This window comes from Clostridia bacterium (genome assembly GCA_017394805.1).
Lineage (GTDB): Bacteria > Bacillota > Clostridia > Christensenellales > CAG-1252 > RUG14300.
The window spans coordinates 1-16,640 of sequence record JAFPXC010000019.1; the positions used below are offsets into that span (position 1 = coordinate 1).

Sequence of the window (16,640 nt, forward strand, 5' to 3'; positions counted from 1 at the left end):
CACAAGTTTGGAAGAATATATAGCCCTTGTTGAAGATTGGATAGAGTTTTACAATACAAAACGCATAAAAAACAGGAAGAGAACTTAATCCCTTCCTGTTAAGCGGTTTTTTATTGAGTGTCCCAAATGGGGTTCACTTCAATTCGTCGAGGGCTTTTCTTTTGCGCGCGCGTATGCGTTTCGCGCACGATTGCGCACGCTAATATATGGAATGACGCGAGCGACGCGCGGCGGCACGCCCCAAAGGTCTATTCGCGTTTGCCTTTGATAATAGAGATGGTCGCGTCTTTTTGACCGCCCGCCCAATGGGTGCCCATCGGGATATGCGTTTCGCCCTCGACCAAGAAGACGTGACTGCCGTCCTCGGCCTTGCCGCGGGTGGCCGACAGTTGGGGCACGGTGCCGTCGCCCGCTTTGCCCACGGTCGTCGTGCGCGTTTCGCCCTCTACCTTGACGCCCAGCTCGGTCGTACTGCCCACGCCCGCTATATAGTAGGTATCCACCAAATCGCACGAGAAGACCTTGCCCTCGGGCCTGTCTACATAGAAGCCGTCGCGGTAGGTCTGCCAATCATCGAATATCTTGCGGGTAGACAGCGTGGCCGCTTCCGCTTTGGTGGCCAAGGGATTGACGGTGGTAAAGGGGCGCGTAAGATACCAATCGTAGAGCGCGTCGGGCGATACCTTCTGCCCGTTCTCGGTAGCGCCCTCTCCTTCGAGGTCTGTCTGCAAGGCCAACAGTTCGGCGCTCGGCAGCAGTTGATACACCGACTTCATATTGTAGAGGAAGGGAATGATCATCTCGTCGTACAACTTGTAGATGGGCTTTTTGAAAGCCGAAATATCCAAGAGTTGCAATATCTCGTTTTGTTGGAACAATTCGCTGCTTTTGATGGCGTCCTCGTCGAGATAATAATCGATCAAATCGCGGAAAACGTAGGGGGTTTCGAAGGTGGACGAAGCCATATACGAACCGTAGAAAGGAACGGCCACGGCTATGAATTTGTCTATACGTGCACGGCTTTTTGCGCCCATGGCCAAATATTCGGACGCCACGATGCCCCCCATCGAATGCCCGATGAGAATGGTGTCCGTGTAGTTGTTTTGCTCCATAAACGCCGCGAGATCGCGGGCCCCAATACGGGTGTCGGTCAGCCAATTATAGTTGAAAACGACCACCTCGTACTCGTCGCCGAACTCGGCCTCGAGCCCTTCCGCCCACCATTTGTAGCTGTTCAGGGCGCCGTAGCGGATATGCCCCTCGTACCCTACGGGCACGCCCACCACGTTGGGATCGGCGTTGCCCTCTTCGTCGCACATGATGCGCCGCATAATGCTTCGGTCGTTGTCGGCCAAGACGTCGCCCGCATAATCGAAGAGATCCAGCCACTCGCCCAACAGGCTATCCACCGTAATATTGACGTGCGTTTCGTCGTATACGCCCATAAATTCCAACAGATCCACGTCGTCCGATTTGACGGGATCCCACAACGCCTCGCCCGTCTCTTTGTCGTATAGTCCGCTGGCCAACAGGCCGGGCAAAATGACGATGGCCTTTTTGCCGTCGTGCAATTTGTATTCTTGCTCGTACGTTTTTTCGGGCGTTTTCGGCGCGGCACAAGCCGTTGCTACGGCCATCAACAGACAGACGATCAAAACTATACCGACGATTTTTTTCATAGGCGAACTCCCGCCGCTTGGCGTTAAGGCAAGCGTATATATTCATCATACAAGAAAAGGGGTTGATTTTCAACCCCTTTCCGCATTTTTAGCGCAGTTTTGCGCGTTTCGTTTATTCGCCCTCGCCGTCCGTCACGTCCGTATCGGTCTCGGCGGTTTCTTGGGCATCCTCGAGGATCTCGCCCTCGCCGACGGTCTCGCCTTCGCGCGCTTCCTCGTCCTCTTCGGCGTAGTAGGGAGCCAGGGCCACCGCCACCACTTCGCCAGCGCCCGTCTTCATGATGCGCACGCCCTGGCCGGTACGGCCGATGACGCTTATCTCGCTGATATGGGTGCGAATGATGATGCCTTTGGCGGTGATCAACAGCACGTCGCCCGTCTCGTCCACCAGTTTGAGGTCGACGATACGCCCCGTCTTCTCGTTGAACTTGCCCGCCATAATGCCCTTGCCGGCGCGGCCTTGCACGCGGAACTCGTCGAGGTGGGTGCGCTTGCCGTAGCCGTTGGTGGTGACGGTCAAGACCTCTTTGCCCTCCTCTATCTTGTTCATGCTGACGACGTAGTCGTCACCGTCGATATCCATAGACTTGACGCCGTAGGCGGTACGCCCCATGGGACGCACGGCGTCGGATACGAAGCGGATGCACTTGCCGATACTGCTGGCCAACAAGACCTGGTCGCCGTCCTTGACGAAGGTGGCGGCCACCAGTTGATCGTCGTCGTCCATCTTGATGGCGATCTTGCCCGACGAGCGAATGCTCTCGAACTCGGCCACGGGCGTCTTCTTGATCTTGCCCTTGCGGGTAGCGAGCATCAAATAGCCTTCCTCACGGGCGGCGTCTTCCTCGCTGATGCGCAAGATGGTCGTGATCTTCTCGTCCTGCTCGATATTGATGATATTGTTGATGGTGCGGCCACGCCCCACGCGGCTGGCGTCGGGGATCTCGTAACCCTTGAGAATGTACACCTTGCCAAAGTCGGAGAAGAAGAACAGGTTGTCGTGCGTAGAGGACACGAACAGTTTTTCCACCTGGTCGCTGTCCTTGGCGCGGTGCGCGGTGACGCCGATGCCGCCTCTGTGCTGGCTCTTGAATTCGTCCATAGACGAACGCTTGATATAATTCTCCTTGGTGAGGCTGATGACGATATCCTCGCGGTCGATGAGGTCTTCCAAGTCGATATTGCAACCTTCGTAGGACAGTTCGCTACGGCGTGCCGTGCTGTACTTGCTTTCGATCTCCAGCAGTTCGTCGCGGATAATACCGTTGATACGCAAGGGATTGGCCAAAATATCGCGGTATTCGGCGATGGCTTTCTCCAAAGCGTCCAACTCCTCGATGAGTTTGTCCACCTCGAGGGCGGTCAAGCGTTGCAGTTTGAGCTCGAGAATGGCGTTCGCCTGCTTCTCGCTGAGGTCGAAACGTGCCATCAACTTGCTTTGGGCGTCCGCTTTGTCCGCGCTACCGCGGATAAGCGCCACCACTTCGTCGATATTTTGCTGGGCGATGACCAAGCCTTTGAGAATGTGCTCGCGTTCGAGGGCCTTTTCGAGGTCGAAGCGCGTGCGACGCTCGATGACCTCTTGTTGGTATTTGACGTAGGCTTCCAAAATCTGCTTGAGGTTCATGATCTTGGGATAGCCTTGGTCGAGCGCCAAGAAAATCATGCTGTAACTGACTTGCAAATCGCAATGCTTGAAGAGGGTATTCAGCACCACGCGGGCGTTGAACTCCTTTTTGACGTCGATGACCAAGCGCATACCTTTGCGGTCGGATTCGTCGTTGATGTCGGCGATGCCCTCTATCTTCTTATCCTTGACCATATCGGCGATGTACTTGATGAGTTTGGCCTTGTTGACCTGGTAGGGCAACTCGTGCACGATGATACGACTGCGGCCGTTGTGCTCCACTATTTCGGTCTTGGCGCGAATGATGCAACTGCCTCTACCCGTGCGGTAGGCCTGGCGAATGTTGTCCACGTCCATCACGATACCGCCCGTCGGGAAGTCGGGGCATGGCACGTATTTGAGCAGGTCGTCCACCGTAATATCGGGATCGTCCAGCAAAGCCACGGTGGCGTTGATCACCTCGCCGAGATTGTGCGGGGGAATGCTGGTGGCCATACCCACGGCGATACCGTCCGCGCCGTTGACCAACAGGTTGGGGAAGCGGGCGGGCAACACGGTGGGTTGCATCAAAGTATCGTCGAAGTTGGGATAGAAATCGACGGTCTCTTTGTCTATATCCCGCAGCATTTCGGCGGCGATACGGCTGAGTTTGGCCTCGGTGTAACGCTGGGCGGCGGCGGGGTCGCCGTCTACCGAGCCGAAGTTGCCTTGGCCGAACACCAAGGGGCAACGGATGGTGAAGTCCTGCGCCAAACGCACCAACGCCTCGTACACGGCGCTGTCACCGTGGGGGTGGTATTTGCCGAGGACGTCACCGACGATACGCGCACACTTACGGGTGGGCTTGCTGTAATCCAAACCCAATTCGTTCATGGCGTACAAGATACGGCGATGCACGGGTTTCAATCCGTCCCTCACGTCGGGGATGGCGCGGCTGACGTTGACGGCCATCGCGTAGGCGATGAAACTATGTTTCATCTCGTGCTCGACGTCAACGTGAATGATTTTGGTATTATCGACTATTTCTTCGTATTCGGGTTTCTTATTGCTCATAGCGGTACCTCGTTACACGTCCAGATCCTTGACGATGGTCGCGTTCTCTTCGATGAATTGGCGGCGCAGTTCGGGTTGGTCACCCATAAGGAGCGTAAAGATTTCTTCGGCCTTGACCGCGTCTTCCATCGTCACTTGCACCATGGTACGGGTGGCGGGGCTCATCGTGGTCTCCCACAACTGCTCGGCGCTCATTTCGCCCAAGCCTTTGTAGCGTTGCAGGTCGCCGTTTTTGCGGCCGTTTTGGGCATAATACTCTTCCAAAGCCGCGTCGTCGTAGAAATACAACTCCTGTTTGCCCTTTTGAATCTTGTAGAGAGGGGGTTGCGCGATATACACGTGCCCCAACTCAATCAACGGCTTCATAAAGCGGTAGAAGAAGGTCAGCATAAGGATACGGATATGCGAGCCGTCCACATCGGCATCGGTCATGCAGATGATCTTGTTGTAGCGCAGTTTGGTCTCGTCGAAGTCCTCGCCGATGCCGCAGCCGAACGCCGTGATCATAGACTTGATCTCCTCGTTTTCGAGGGCGCGGTGAATACGCACCTTCTCCACGTTGAGAATCTTGCCGCGCAGGGGCAAAATGGCTTGAAAACGACGATCTCTGCCCGTCTTGGCCGTGCCGCCTGCCGAATCGCCCTCGACGAGGAATATCTCGCACTTAGAGGGGTCTCTATCCGAGCAGTCCGCCAACTTGCCGGGCAGGGAAGCCGACTCCAAGGGGGATTTTCTTCTGGCCTCTTCGCGCGCCTTTCTGGCGGCCTCGCGGGCCTTTTGCGCGGTGATGGAGCGCAGGATGAGTTCCTTGCTCTCGCGGGGGTGCTCCTCGAGGTAGGTGCCGAAGCACTCGCTCATCACGCGGCTCACTACCGAACGCATCTCGCTGTTGCCCAACTTGGTCTTGGTCTGCCCTTCGAATTGTGGCTCGGTCAATTTGACCGAAATGACGCACACCAAGCCTTCGCGCACGTCGTCGCCCGTCAACTTGTCGTTCTCTTTGAGAATGTTCTCTTTGTGACCGTAATCGTTGATGATACGGGTAAGCGCGGCCTTGAAGCCGTCCAGGTGTGTGCCGCCCTCCTCGGTGTTGATATTATTGGCGTAGGCGTACAATATCTCGTTGTAGGTGTCGGTATATTGCATGGCGATCTCCACCTCGCCCGTAATGGTCTTGGCCTTGCCTTTTTCCTCGAAAGATTCCTCGAAGTAGAGGGGTTTCTCGAACATTTTCTCGTGCATGGCCGACAGCTCTTCGACGAAGTGAGCGATGCCGCCCTCGTAGATGAACACGTCCTGCTTGGGCTCGGCGCCGCGAAGGTCGGTCAACGTGATTTTCAGCCCCTTGTTGAGGAAAGCCAACTCACGCAAACGCGTAGACAATACTTCGTATTTGAAATGCGTGGTCTCGAAAATCTCGTTGTCGGGATAGAAGGTCACTTTGGTACCCGTTTCGTCCGAATCGCCGATGATTTTGAGCCTGTCGTCGGGAATGCCGCGTTGGAAGCGTTGGAAGAAGACGTGACCGAGTTGGCGCACCTCTACCTCGAGCCATTCGCTCAACGCGTTGACTACCGACACGCCCACGCCGTGCAGACCGCCCGAAATGGTGTAGCCGCCGTTGCCGAATTTGCCGCCTGCGTGCAACTTGGTGAGCACCAACTCCACGGCGGACACGCCCTCTTCGGGTTTGATGCCCGTGGGAATGCCGCGGCCGTTGTCCACCACGGTCACGGAGCCGTTTTTGTTGATGGTCACTTCGATATGCGTGCAGTAGCCCGCCAACGCTTCGTCGATGCTATTGTCGACGATCTCGCTGACGAGGTGATGCAGACCGCGCTCGTCCGTACTGCCGATATACATACCGGGACGCACACGGACGGGTTCCAATCCTTCCAATACCTGTATCTGGTCCTGATTGTAGGTATTTTCCACTTTGTTGCTCATATTTCCTCCGTTGATATTCTCGTGCACGCGCGTATACGCGCGATTATAGTAATATATAATATATTATATATTATTAAAAGGCAATTAGTAAAGTATTTTTTGAAAAAATGTTGATTTTTCTTGCGCGAAAAGTTACAATATCGATATGAACGTTACCAAAGTCATTCTCACGTCTTACCGCAATTATACACGTCAGGAAGTGGATTTTTGTCCCGCTCTCAACGTGATAGTCGGTCAGAATACCGCCGGCAAAACCAACTTGGTCGAGTCTGTCTATTTGTGCGGCGTGGGCAAAAGTCCCAGGGCTTCCAAGGACGCCGAAATGATCAAAATGGGGCAAAAAGAGGCACACGTCACCCTCTTTTTGGATAAAAAATTCCGTTCGCACCGCATCGACGTGCATTTATTGCCCGCGGGCAAAAAAATATCCGTAGACGGCGTTTCCATCTCCAAAATGAGCGATTTGATGGGCGTATTGAACGTGGTGTTTTTCGCACCCGACGAACTCAAAATCGTCAAGGCCGATCCCGCCGAACGCCGCCGCTTTATGAATATCAGCCTTTGTCAGCAGAGCAAGCCCTACTATGCGGCATTGTCGCGCTACAATCGCGTGTTGGAAAACCGCAACAAACTCATCAAAGCGGCCTCTTCACCCGAAGAATTATTCTATACCCTGCCCGATTGGGACGTTCAGTTGGCCGAGGAAGGCGCCAAAATCATCTTGGCGCGGCAGGAGTTTTTGGCCACGCTGCAAACCATAGCCGATCCCATTCATCGCTCTATCGCGGGCGAAGAAAACAATCTCTGTCTTACCTACAACCGCAAGGACGTCACCACCTACGACGCCGTCTATCAATACCTCATCGAGCACCTTTCGTCCAACTACGACAAAGAATTTCGCTTGGGTTACACTATTTGCGGGCCGCACCGCGACGATTTCAGCCTCATAAGCCGCAAAATAGACCTCAAAACCTACGGTTCGCAGGGTCAACAGCGTACCGCCGCTCTTACGTTGAAACTCGCCGAAATTTCCTATTTTGAAAAGAAAACGGGTGAAAAACCCGTCCTTCTATTGGACGACGTATTGAGCGAATTGGACGCTAACAGAAGGCAGTCTTTGATACAAGCGACCGAAGGCATACAAACCCTTCTCACTTGCACCGAATTTACCGAAGACGACGCCTATATCGGCAAACTCATTCAAGTCGTCAACGGCACGATATAAAACTATGTTTTATATGAAACAATAATAATATGTCTTACGAAGAAGATTCCATTATACAAACTTGGGTAGAAAATCAATGAATTAAAAGTAAAAGTCAAAAAAATGTTCTGCTGTTATTGTTTGTATTGCGACGACGTGGCGGTCGGTTGGCTGCACGACGGCGTTCTCAGTCTACGCGAAGTAGGTCTTTCTTTTTTACCCCAAGACGTCAAACTCCCTACGAAAGACGATAAAATAAAAGAACTCGTCATTCCCTTTGACTACGCCTCGGCCGAATGGCTACCAAAAGCCGTCCAAAGCACGGTTTATATACTGAAACAAAAGCGGCATTAACCGTTTGAACAAAAAAACAGTATTTTCACAAGGATCATACTGTTTTTTCTTTATCTTTTGACTTGATAAAACGAATATATCTAAGCCTTATTTTATAATATTTTATTCTCTCTATTCAGTTTTTTTTTCTTTATGCTCTTGCACGCATGGGCAACACCAAGAAGAGGTAGTCGTCCTTATCCACGGGCGTGAAGATGCAGGGCGAATTGCTGGTCTTGACGTTGATTTTGATATACTCGTCTTCGATGGAATTGAGAATATCCTGCAAATAGCGGCAGTTGAAACTGATGACGCAGTCGGTACCCGTAATTTCGGCGGGAATGGTCTCGTGAATATTACTCACTTCCGAACGGCTGTCTATCCAAATCATATTCTCGTTGAGTTCCAACTTGACGGTATTATTCTTGTCCGAGCGCGAAATAATGCTCACGCGGTTGATGCTCTCGGCGAATTTGTCGCGGCTGAACACGCCGTAAGAATTGAAATCACAGGCGATGATATTGCGATAATTGATATAGTCGCCGATGATCAAACGGCTGATGAATTGGGTAGAACCTATCTCCACCATCAACTTCTCTTCGGCAAAAATCAACTTCACTTTATCCTCGGCTTCGTCGATGATGCGCACGATTTCGTTGAGGGCGCGCGCGGGAATGATATATTTGCCGTCTTTTTGCGCCTCGCAAGGCTTTTTGCACAATGAAAGCCTATACCCGTCCAAAGCCACCGCAGTCACCACGTCGTCGCATATTTCGAACAAACAACCCTTGAAGATAGGTCTGGTATCCTCTTGACTGGCGGCGAAACTGACCTTGTTGATGAGATCTTTGAGGTCGGCTTTGTCGATAGCAAAACTGCTCTTCTCTTCTATGCGATTCACCGCGGGATACTCGTCATATTCCATGCACTTGATGATGCTCTCGTTGTCGCCGTATTTGATGGTGAGATTCTTGCCTCCCACGCATTCGAGCGATATCACTTCGTCGTTGATGGTCTTGACAAAATCGGCAAATAATTTGCCCATCACCAATACTTCACCCTCTATCTGCACGTTCGCCGCCAAACGGGTGATGATGGACAATTCCAAGTCCGTCGCGGTCAACGTAAGGAATCCGTCTTTGGCTACCATTTTGATTCCTTCCAGAATGCTGTTATTCTTCTTGATAGGCATAGCTTTGCTCACTTTGAGTACCGCTTGCGATAATGCCAATCCGTCACACGATAATTTCATAATTCGTCTCCTTTTCTTCCTATTTATTCTTTTTGTTTAGTCGTATTATCCATCATAACGCGTGTTTGGAAGTTGAAAACTCGCAAAACAACACGATATTGTAGGTATTTTGACAGTTTGTCCGCTATATATGGGCTTGTCCGTGTGGACAACTTTGTGGATTATTTCATTCCTCTTTGTGGAATGGTGGGTTACTTATTGAGTACGAGGTTTTTGATGTCTTCCACGATGCGTTCCGCGTTTTTGTCCGTGCCGATCATACGTCCTATCTTATCCCGCGAAGAGATGATGGTGGAGTGATCTTTGCCGCCGAAAAAGTCACCTATTGCCTTGAGGGGAATGGACGGCAGCAGCACGGTGATGACGTAGATGGCGTATTGACGTGGAATGACGAATTCCTTGTTTTTTTGCTTGCCCAAGAGGTCTTCTTCTTTGATATTGAAGTAATTGGAGCAAACCGTTACCACCGTTTGCATGGTGATATTTTCCTTGGCCGTCATCACGCTGTCGTGCAAGGCTTCCTTGGCAAATTCCACCGTGATACAATCGCACTTGTTGAGTTTGGCGTACAGCAATACGGTTTTGAGCATACCGCCCAAAATACGGATATTGGATTTTTCCGTCTCGGCCAGATAATACAGCACTTCGACGGGTACGTTCATCAACATACTATTGGCCTTCTTTTGCAAAATGGCAACTCTTTCCTCGAAAGAAGGATAGTCTATCTTGACCAATATACCCGACGCAAAGCGGGAAGAAAGTCGTTCGTCGAAGAACGAAAGGTTGTTGATAGGTCTATCCGACGTCAATATGATTTGCTTATTGGCGCCGTAGAGATCGTTGAATATATGGAACAACGCTTCCTGCGTTTTTTCGGCCTTTTCCAAAAACTGTATGTCATCTATCATCAATACGTCTTGCGTGCGGTACTTTGTGTTGAAGTTTTGCATAGAATCCGCGTTCTTGTTGTTGCGAATGGACGAAACGTAGTCGTTGGTGAAGTTTTCGGCCGTGATATAAAGCACCTTATATTCGGGATTGTGCTCCATCAAATAGTTGCCTACGGCGTTCAAAAGGTGGGTTTTGCCGAGACCGGGGCGGCTGTAGATAAACATGGGGTTGTAGTAGGACCCCGGCTCTTCGGACACCGAAAGAGCGGCCGCGGCGGCTATGCGGTTGCTGTCGCCTATGATGAAGTTGTCGAAGGTATATTCCTTGATGAAAGGCAAGCCGACGTTCTCGATTTTATTCTCGGGAGAGGTGATATTTTCTTTCTTGTAAAGGTCGGTTTCCGACTCCAAAATGACTTTGAAATCGGAAAACGGCGCGTTACAATTTTTCATGGCGTCCAATATATTGGGGCGGAAGTTCTTATCCAACTTGTCTTGGATAGACTTCAAATTGACGGCCAATATCAAAGTCTTGCCGTCGTTGTCGTAGGGTATGGCTTTCTCAAAGTAAAGTTGATAAGCCACCGAACTTACCGAAGGGAGTATTTTTTGCAATATATCGGACCAAATCTCTTTTATATCCATATCGTTTCCTTTGTTTACGGCATGTATGTGTAGGACGCTTCGCCCACGTAGTCGGTGAAGTCGGCGTCCGCGTTGCGCGCAAAGTCGCAGTTGGCGGGCAGATAGGTGTTGACGATATTCATCACCGCGGTTTCGAAGTCGAGATTGTCGGCGTCGTCTTTGATGAAGGACATCACCATTCTGTTCTCGTCGTAGTCGAAGTCGTTGACGAACGAGGTCACCAACGAACGGTTGAGTTGCACGTCGTCGTATTCGACCATCAAAGTAAGGTACAAAGTATCGGGCAGCAACGCCACGTTTGCGGATACGCCCGCTTGCGTCATATCCACCTCGACGGTAGCCAAAATGTAGGCTTCGGCCGAAGTAATATCGAAGTCGTCCGTTGCCGTCGCTTTGGACACCGTGGTCTCCCACGAGGCGAACAGGTCGTTGTCCTTCGCGCCCACAAAGAAGATGCTGTCCACGTCTTGCACGTAAGCGCCCTTCGTATAGGTCAATCCCGTCACCAACTTATTGGCGAACGCACGGTCGGTGACGTGTACGGTCAATCCGACGTTTGTCACGTCTTCGGTGCCGTTCTTGACGTTGTACGAGGTGTAGGCCTTGCCGTCCGTATCGTGCAGTTTGCAGATGATGCTCTGCATGATCTCGTCCGACTTGTCTACGCCCGCCGTGGTATAATCCGCACGATTGACGCCCAAATTGGTGACTATCTCGTGATAGATATTGTTGAGCTCGATATAGCCCTTGCCCAAATTGCTGTCGGCGGCGTAGTTGCCGTACGCCTTGACGTAGGCGGACAATTTGGTATCCAGCATATCCCGCAGTGCGTCGGTCACGCTGTCGCAGATGGCGTCCACGTCCAACTGACTCTTGATATTGAGCGAATCCACGTGGGACAAGTTGTTGAGGAACTTCTCCAAGTCGCCGTCCGTCGTGCCATCGCTCAACGCGAAGCGGTTGATGGTCAGGTTGGTCTCGTAATTATCGAGAGCGTCGCGGGTGGTACGCGTGGTCATATAGAACACGGAAGGCAACGCGTTGGACGTCGCTTTGGCTTCCACTTTGACCGTGATGGTGATGGTCAACACGCCTTCGACCTGGTCGTACGACAATTCGACCGACGTGACGTCCACGTTTTCGATGGACTCGGACGTGATGGTGATGGCGTTTTGACTCTTGATAAGGCTCGCCAACGCTTTGTCGGACAACTTGGCGCCGATTTGAGCGCCGTCGTAGCGGTACAAGCCTTTCTTGGCGTAGGCCACGAGGTCGGCGGACAAAGACAGCCCGTTATCGGTGATATCGGCGTCGGTATAACCCGTCAGATTGAAGGTAGAGGCAAAATTGTTCTTGAGGTCGTTGAAGATATTGCCGCCGCCGCTCTGGAACCAATCCTTGTCGGGGCGTTTGTCCGCGGCGAAGAAGTAGTAGACCTGCATTTGGTCGTAGAAGTCCTTTTCGTCCGCTTCCGTAAAGGTGTTGGCGTTGTATCTCGCGCCCGCGTTCACGGGGCGACCGTCCACCCAAATATACATAGAGTCGGCGAAGTCGGCGACGTATTGCGCCTTGCCCAACTCACGCATACGATACATCAAAGTCTCGGGATCCGTCTTGTCGGGATCGGTGGCGGCCGTGTGCGTGTCGTAATAGTCGGCGATGCCCGAGATATCCGTCTCCACCATATAGTGCGCGGTGTTGTACACGCTGTCGCCCGTGCCGTTCTTTTCCAACTTGCCGTCGGTCAGATAGGCGAAAAGGGTGGGTATTTCCAGATTGCCCTCGTTGTATTTGATATTGCCCAAAGCGGACAACTTGGTCTCGAACACGTCGCTGATATTCTCTTCGACGGGCGCTACCATATCGCTCATTTTGAGGGAGAAGTCGAGACTCATCGAAGCGGACAACTTGTTGAGACGGCCGAAGAGGTTCTCGGTATCCGCTTGGTCGAGGTTGTTGATAGACACGGTCGTATAATATTTTGCGCGCGGCGCGTTGTGCTCGTCCAAGAGGGGTTGGTCATGCTCGTCCACGGGCTGTACCAGCCAAGTGGTCGTGGTGAGGTAGATCACCTCGGGCAGCAGTTTGGCGTTGGCGCCGGCGGGATTCATCGTCACCTGCACAAAGGTTTTGAGGGTTTGCTGGGAGATATGCACGGCCAAGATTTTGGCTGTGCCCAGCGTCTCGGTACCGTTTTTCACCTCTATACCCTCTTTGTACATACTGCCGATGATGGCGGCCAGGCGTTTGTCGGTGGCGTAGGTGGACAACTCGGCGTAGGCGCGTGTATCTTGATACAGTTTCGCCATGCTGATGAAGGTATCGTCTACCACCAGATCGCCCGCGTTTACTTTTTCAGTCGTCAACTCCTTGCCGTCGGCGATATAGTAGTTGGCGTTGAGGTCGTGGTAGAAGGCGGCTTCGTCGTCCGAGGTAGGCGCTTTGGCGGCTTGGTCGATGCCGAACACGGCGGCGTAGGCCGCCACGTCTACCGATTTCACCACCGTTTGGGTGTGAACGGCGTCGGCCAAAGTGACCGTTGCGTCCTCGCTTGCGGGATCGCGGCCGAACTCACGCATCAGGCGGCAGAGGTCTTGGTCGTCCTCGGCGTTGGAAGCGTAGGGTACATAGGTCGCCATAAACTCGGGATCCGCTTTTTGCTCGGCGGTGGGTTTGTTGCTCAACTTGTTGATGGTGTTGAACACGTTTTCCAACTGCATCGCCGTAGCGGGCGTGTTGCCGTAGACGAAGTTGACGTTTTCCTCTATCGTCTCGAACGCGCCCGAAACGGAAGTGCTCACTTGATCGGTGATTTTGGCGCTGTCGAACGTGGCGCCCGAGAATATCTTGATGAGTTTGAAGAGATCTTCCGTCACTGTGGCGTTGCCGTTGACGACGAGGTCCGAGGAGAACCGCGCTTCGGCTGTATAATTGCCCGCGTCGTTGTACATCAAAATAGACGCGGTCAGATACACGTCGTCGGGCAATAAGGTATCCATGCTGAAGCCCGCCGCAGGCTCTTCGGCGTCGCCGCCCGCCGCCGTTTCTTCCATCAATTTGGCGCGGAAGATAAAGTCGGCGTAGGTGGTGCCGTTCTCGATGCGGTAGGTGCAGTTGACGATATCCAACCCCTTGATGGTGTCGGTGTTGCCATCGGTGAGGTTGTTCAGTTTGCCGCTCTTGGACAGCAGGTCGGCCAAAGCGGCGCCGTCCACGTTGACTTTCAGTTGGGCGAGGGTGCGCGTGTCGCGGTACAGACCTTGCTTGATCACGTGGCCCTCTCCGTCCTTGACGTCACGGAAGAGAATGCTGTCCGCGTTCATTTTGGACTTGATATCCACGTTGTCGCCGAAGAGGTCGTCGGCTTGCCACGCCTCGGCGAGGTAGTATTTGCTTTGCAGATCGTCCAGCATCGCCTGCCCCGGCGTGCCCGTATACTGGGCGGGCGCATAGGTGGAATGATACATGGTGGCGAGCACGTTCTTTATTTGGTCGGTGCTCAAAAGGTCGGCGTCCGTCAAGGTCTCGCTGTCGGCGATCTTCTTCTTGCTGAAGCCCTGCACGATCTCGTAGAGAGAAGGCAGTATCAACGTGCCGTCTTTGACGCCTATCGTGCAGTACAATTTGTCTTTGAGAGTGTCGAACACGGTTTGGAACGCCGAGTCCACTTTCTCGCGGATGCCGTCCAAATCGAAGGAAGACTCGCCGCCGCCCAAACAGCGCATCAGGGTAGACAAAGTAGTGATGACCTTCAGCGAGTATTGCTCGTCGAACGCGTTGATGAGGAAGCCGGTGGCGTCCGTGCCGTCCTCGTTCGCGCCGACGTAGGTGATATTGCCCGCCTGGTCGGTGTGCATATAGATGGTGATGCCGAAGCTGAGACTTTGCGGAATGGCGTCTATAAACGTGTGGAGTATGGCCTGCTCGCTTTCGAGCGCTTTGCCCAACAGGTTGGAGATGGACAGCGTGGCGCGCAAGGACAAGGTGTACACGGTGGTCTCGCCTTTTTGTTTGATTTCCATCTTGCTCATATTGAGGCCGGAAATGAGATCGTTGACGTTGTCGGAGGGGGCTTCGGCTTCGCCGCCCGCGGCGGTGTTGCCCTCGGCACCGTTGATGAACCCGTCCAACGTGCCGTCCTCTTTGGCGCGGATGAAGAGAGACAGTAACTGCTTGTCTTGCAGATTGACCTTCATTTGGTCGTTGTTCCGCAAATTGATGCCCTTGATGTCGATGGCCGAAGTGATACCCGCGATATTATCCATATTGAGCAAGCCGCCCTCTTGCCAAAACGCCTTTTCCACGCCGTACTTATCTTGGATTTCGGTATACAGTGCGTCTAGATCGCCCTCGGTGGGCGTGGTCATTTCGGGATTGGAGAACAAACACTTCAATACGGTCATGAAGAGATAGGGCGTAATGCCCTCTTGCCCTTCGGGATCGTAGGCTTGCATCATAGAGAGAAGCATCTGCACGTGCGCCAGGCGCAGACCGACCGTCTTGCGCTTCTCGGCGCGGTCGATATCCACAAAGGAGAGGGGAATGCCCTTCTCGTCCAACGAAGCGAACACGGACACGACCTTTTGGTTGAGTTGGTTCATCACGGCGGGGGTTTCTTCCCCTTCTTTGGTTTCTTCTCCCGTCGTTTCGTCGCCGAAGAGTTTGGTATCGCCTACCGCGGCGTTGATGATCTTGGCCAACTCGCCCTGCAACTTCTCGCTGTAATTGTTGATTTTGATATAGGCGTCGCGGTCTTTATCCAAAGGATAAATGCCCATGGTGACGAACAGCGTCTTGGGCAGAATGCCCTTGACGACGCCGAAGCCCACGTTGGTAAACTTGGCGGCCTGGGGCGACAACTCCGCCAATTTGTTCTTGACGGCGTCTTGCAAATCCTTGTTGTTGAGCAACGCGCGGAAGCGCATCTCCAAGGTCACGGCGACGTAGGTATTCTTGTTGTAGTCGTCGATATCGGCTTGGGTGGGATCGTCGGGCAGATTCTTTTTGTGCTCGATGATCACCTGCGGAATGAGGACGTAGTCGGGCAGATAGACGGTGCTGAGGTCGATGCCCGCCTCGGCGGTGCCCATCGTCTCGTTGAGGTCCACGTTGGACAGCACCTGCGACACCACTTCGCCCACCAAAGCGGCGATTTGGTTGCCCGTTATCTCGAAGGTAACGCTCTTGATATTGGCGGCGTAGTTCTCGTCCTTGGTGTGGTCGAATTGCCCCAAAAGACCGCTTTCGGTGAAGTCGAAATGCAGTTCGGACAACAGGCTCTGCAACGCGTCGGCGCTTTGTTCGGCAACGCCCGCGCCCGTTTCGCCCGCGCCCTCTTCGCCATCGCCCGCTTCGGCCAGTCTTGCGAGGGGTTCCGTGCTCAGGAAGGCCTCGACGTACTCTTTTTGCTCGGCGGCGGTACTATTTTCGCTTTGTTCGGTCAACCCTTGGATATTCACGGCGGACAAAATTTTGGCGATGGTCAAAGGATAGCGGTTGGCGCTGACGTAGTAGTCCAACACGGTTTTTTCCTTGTCCGAGGCGCCGTCGTACACGTTTTTCCATTTTTTATTGGCGCTGAGTTCGGTCAAGACGGCGGCTTTCTCCTCGGCGGACAAAGCGTTGTATTCGGCCGTCAATTCGGTCGTAGAGCGCACTTTTTGGAAAAGGTGCGCGTTGAGTTCGTCGTAGAAGGTGGACAAATCCTCTTCGGTGTAGGTGTCCGTCAAAATCTTCTTGCGGTTGCGTTCGCCCGAATAGACGCCGCTCATCAACTTGATGGCCGAGCCGAATTTGACGCCGCCTATCATAGGCGAAACGAATTTGTTGAAAGCGATGGCCGAGCCGCCGATGATTGCGGCAATGAAAAGGGCTACTATCACCAGGCAGATGATGCAGCAGGTCAGACAGCGATGGCTTTTCTTGCCGCCGCCGGAACTACCCATGGTGACGGGATTGGTTGCTTTGCTCATAATTCTCCTCTTATTTCTGCCCCCGAGGGGGCGCGCTT

At 53.0% G+C, this 16,640-nt stretch carries 8 protein-coding genes; 2 read left to right on the forward strand and 6 right to left on the reverse strand.

From position 1 onward, the window contains the following. Positions 1-248: 248 nt before the first annotated feature. The 3 genes from II896_04790 to gyrB all read right to left on the reverse strand — a co-directional run bounded on the left by II896_04790 (position 249) and on the right by gyrB (position 6,306). Positions 249-1,679: an alpha/beta hydrolase gene (locus II896_04790; protein ID MBQ4443958.1), complete on the reverse strand. Its 1,431-nt coding sequence runs from the start codon at positions 1,677-1,679 to the stop codon at positions 249-251. 112 nt (positions 1,680-1,791) lie between these two features. Continuing rightward, positions 1,792-4,359, reverse strand: a complete 2,568-nt coding sequence (gyrA, locus tag II896_04795; protein ID MBQ4443959.1) for a DNA gyrase subunit A — start codon at positions 4,357-4,359, stop codon at positions 1,792-1,794. A gap of 12 nt (positions 4,360-4,371) precedes the next feature. Then, the gene (gene gyrB / locus II896_04800; protein ID MBQ4443960.1) at positions 4,372-6,306 is read right to left on the reverse strand and encodes a DNA topoisomerase (ATP-hydrolyzing) subunit B; all 1,935 of its coding nucleotides are present in this window, start codon (positions 6,304-6,306) and stop codon (positions 4,372-4,374) included. Positions 6,307-6,451: 145 nt separating this feature from the next. Between gyrB and recF the strand changes: the two genes are divergently transcribed. Both recF and II896_04810 read left to right on the forward strand, forming a co-directional pair. Further along, on the forward strand, positions 6,452-7,531 hold the full coding sequence (recF, locus tag II896_04805) for a DNA replication/repair protein RecF (protein ID MBQ4443961.1): 1,080 nt from the start codon (positions 6,452-6,454) through the stop codon (positions 7,529-7,531). Between the two features lie 102 nt (positions 7,532-7,633). Continuing rightward, a complete protein-coding gene (locus tag II896_04810) occupies positions 7,634-7,864 on the forward strand; it encodes a hypothetical protein (protein ID MBQ4443962.1) in 231 nt (76 codons plus the stop codon). A gap of 130 nt (positions 7,865-7,994) precedes the next feature. Here the strand turns inward: II896_04810 and dnaN are convergent, their stop codons facing one another. The 3 genes from dnaN to II896_04825 form a co-directional block, all read right to left on the reverse strand. After that, positions 7,995-9,095, reverse strand: a complete 1,101-nt coding sequence (gene dnaN / locus II896_04815; GenBank protein ID MBQ4443963.1) for a DNA polymerase III subunit beta — start codon at positions 9,093-9,095, stop codon at positions 7,995-7,997. Positions 9,096-9,286: 191 nt separating this feature from the next. Beyond that, entirely contained in the window at positions 9,287-10,630 is a 1,344-nt protein-coding gene (dnaA, locus tag II896_04820) for a chromosomal replication initiator protein DnaA (GenBank protein MBQ4443964.1), read from the reverse strand. Between the two features lie 14 nt (positions 10,631-10,644). Further along, on the reverse strand, positions 10,645-16,602 hold the full coding sequence (locus II896_04825; GenBank protein ID MBQ4443965.1) for a hypothetical protein: 5,958 nt from the start codon (positions 16,600-16,602) through the stop codon (positions 10,645-10,647). Between the last annotated feature and the right edge of the window lie 38 nt (positions 16,603-16,640).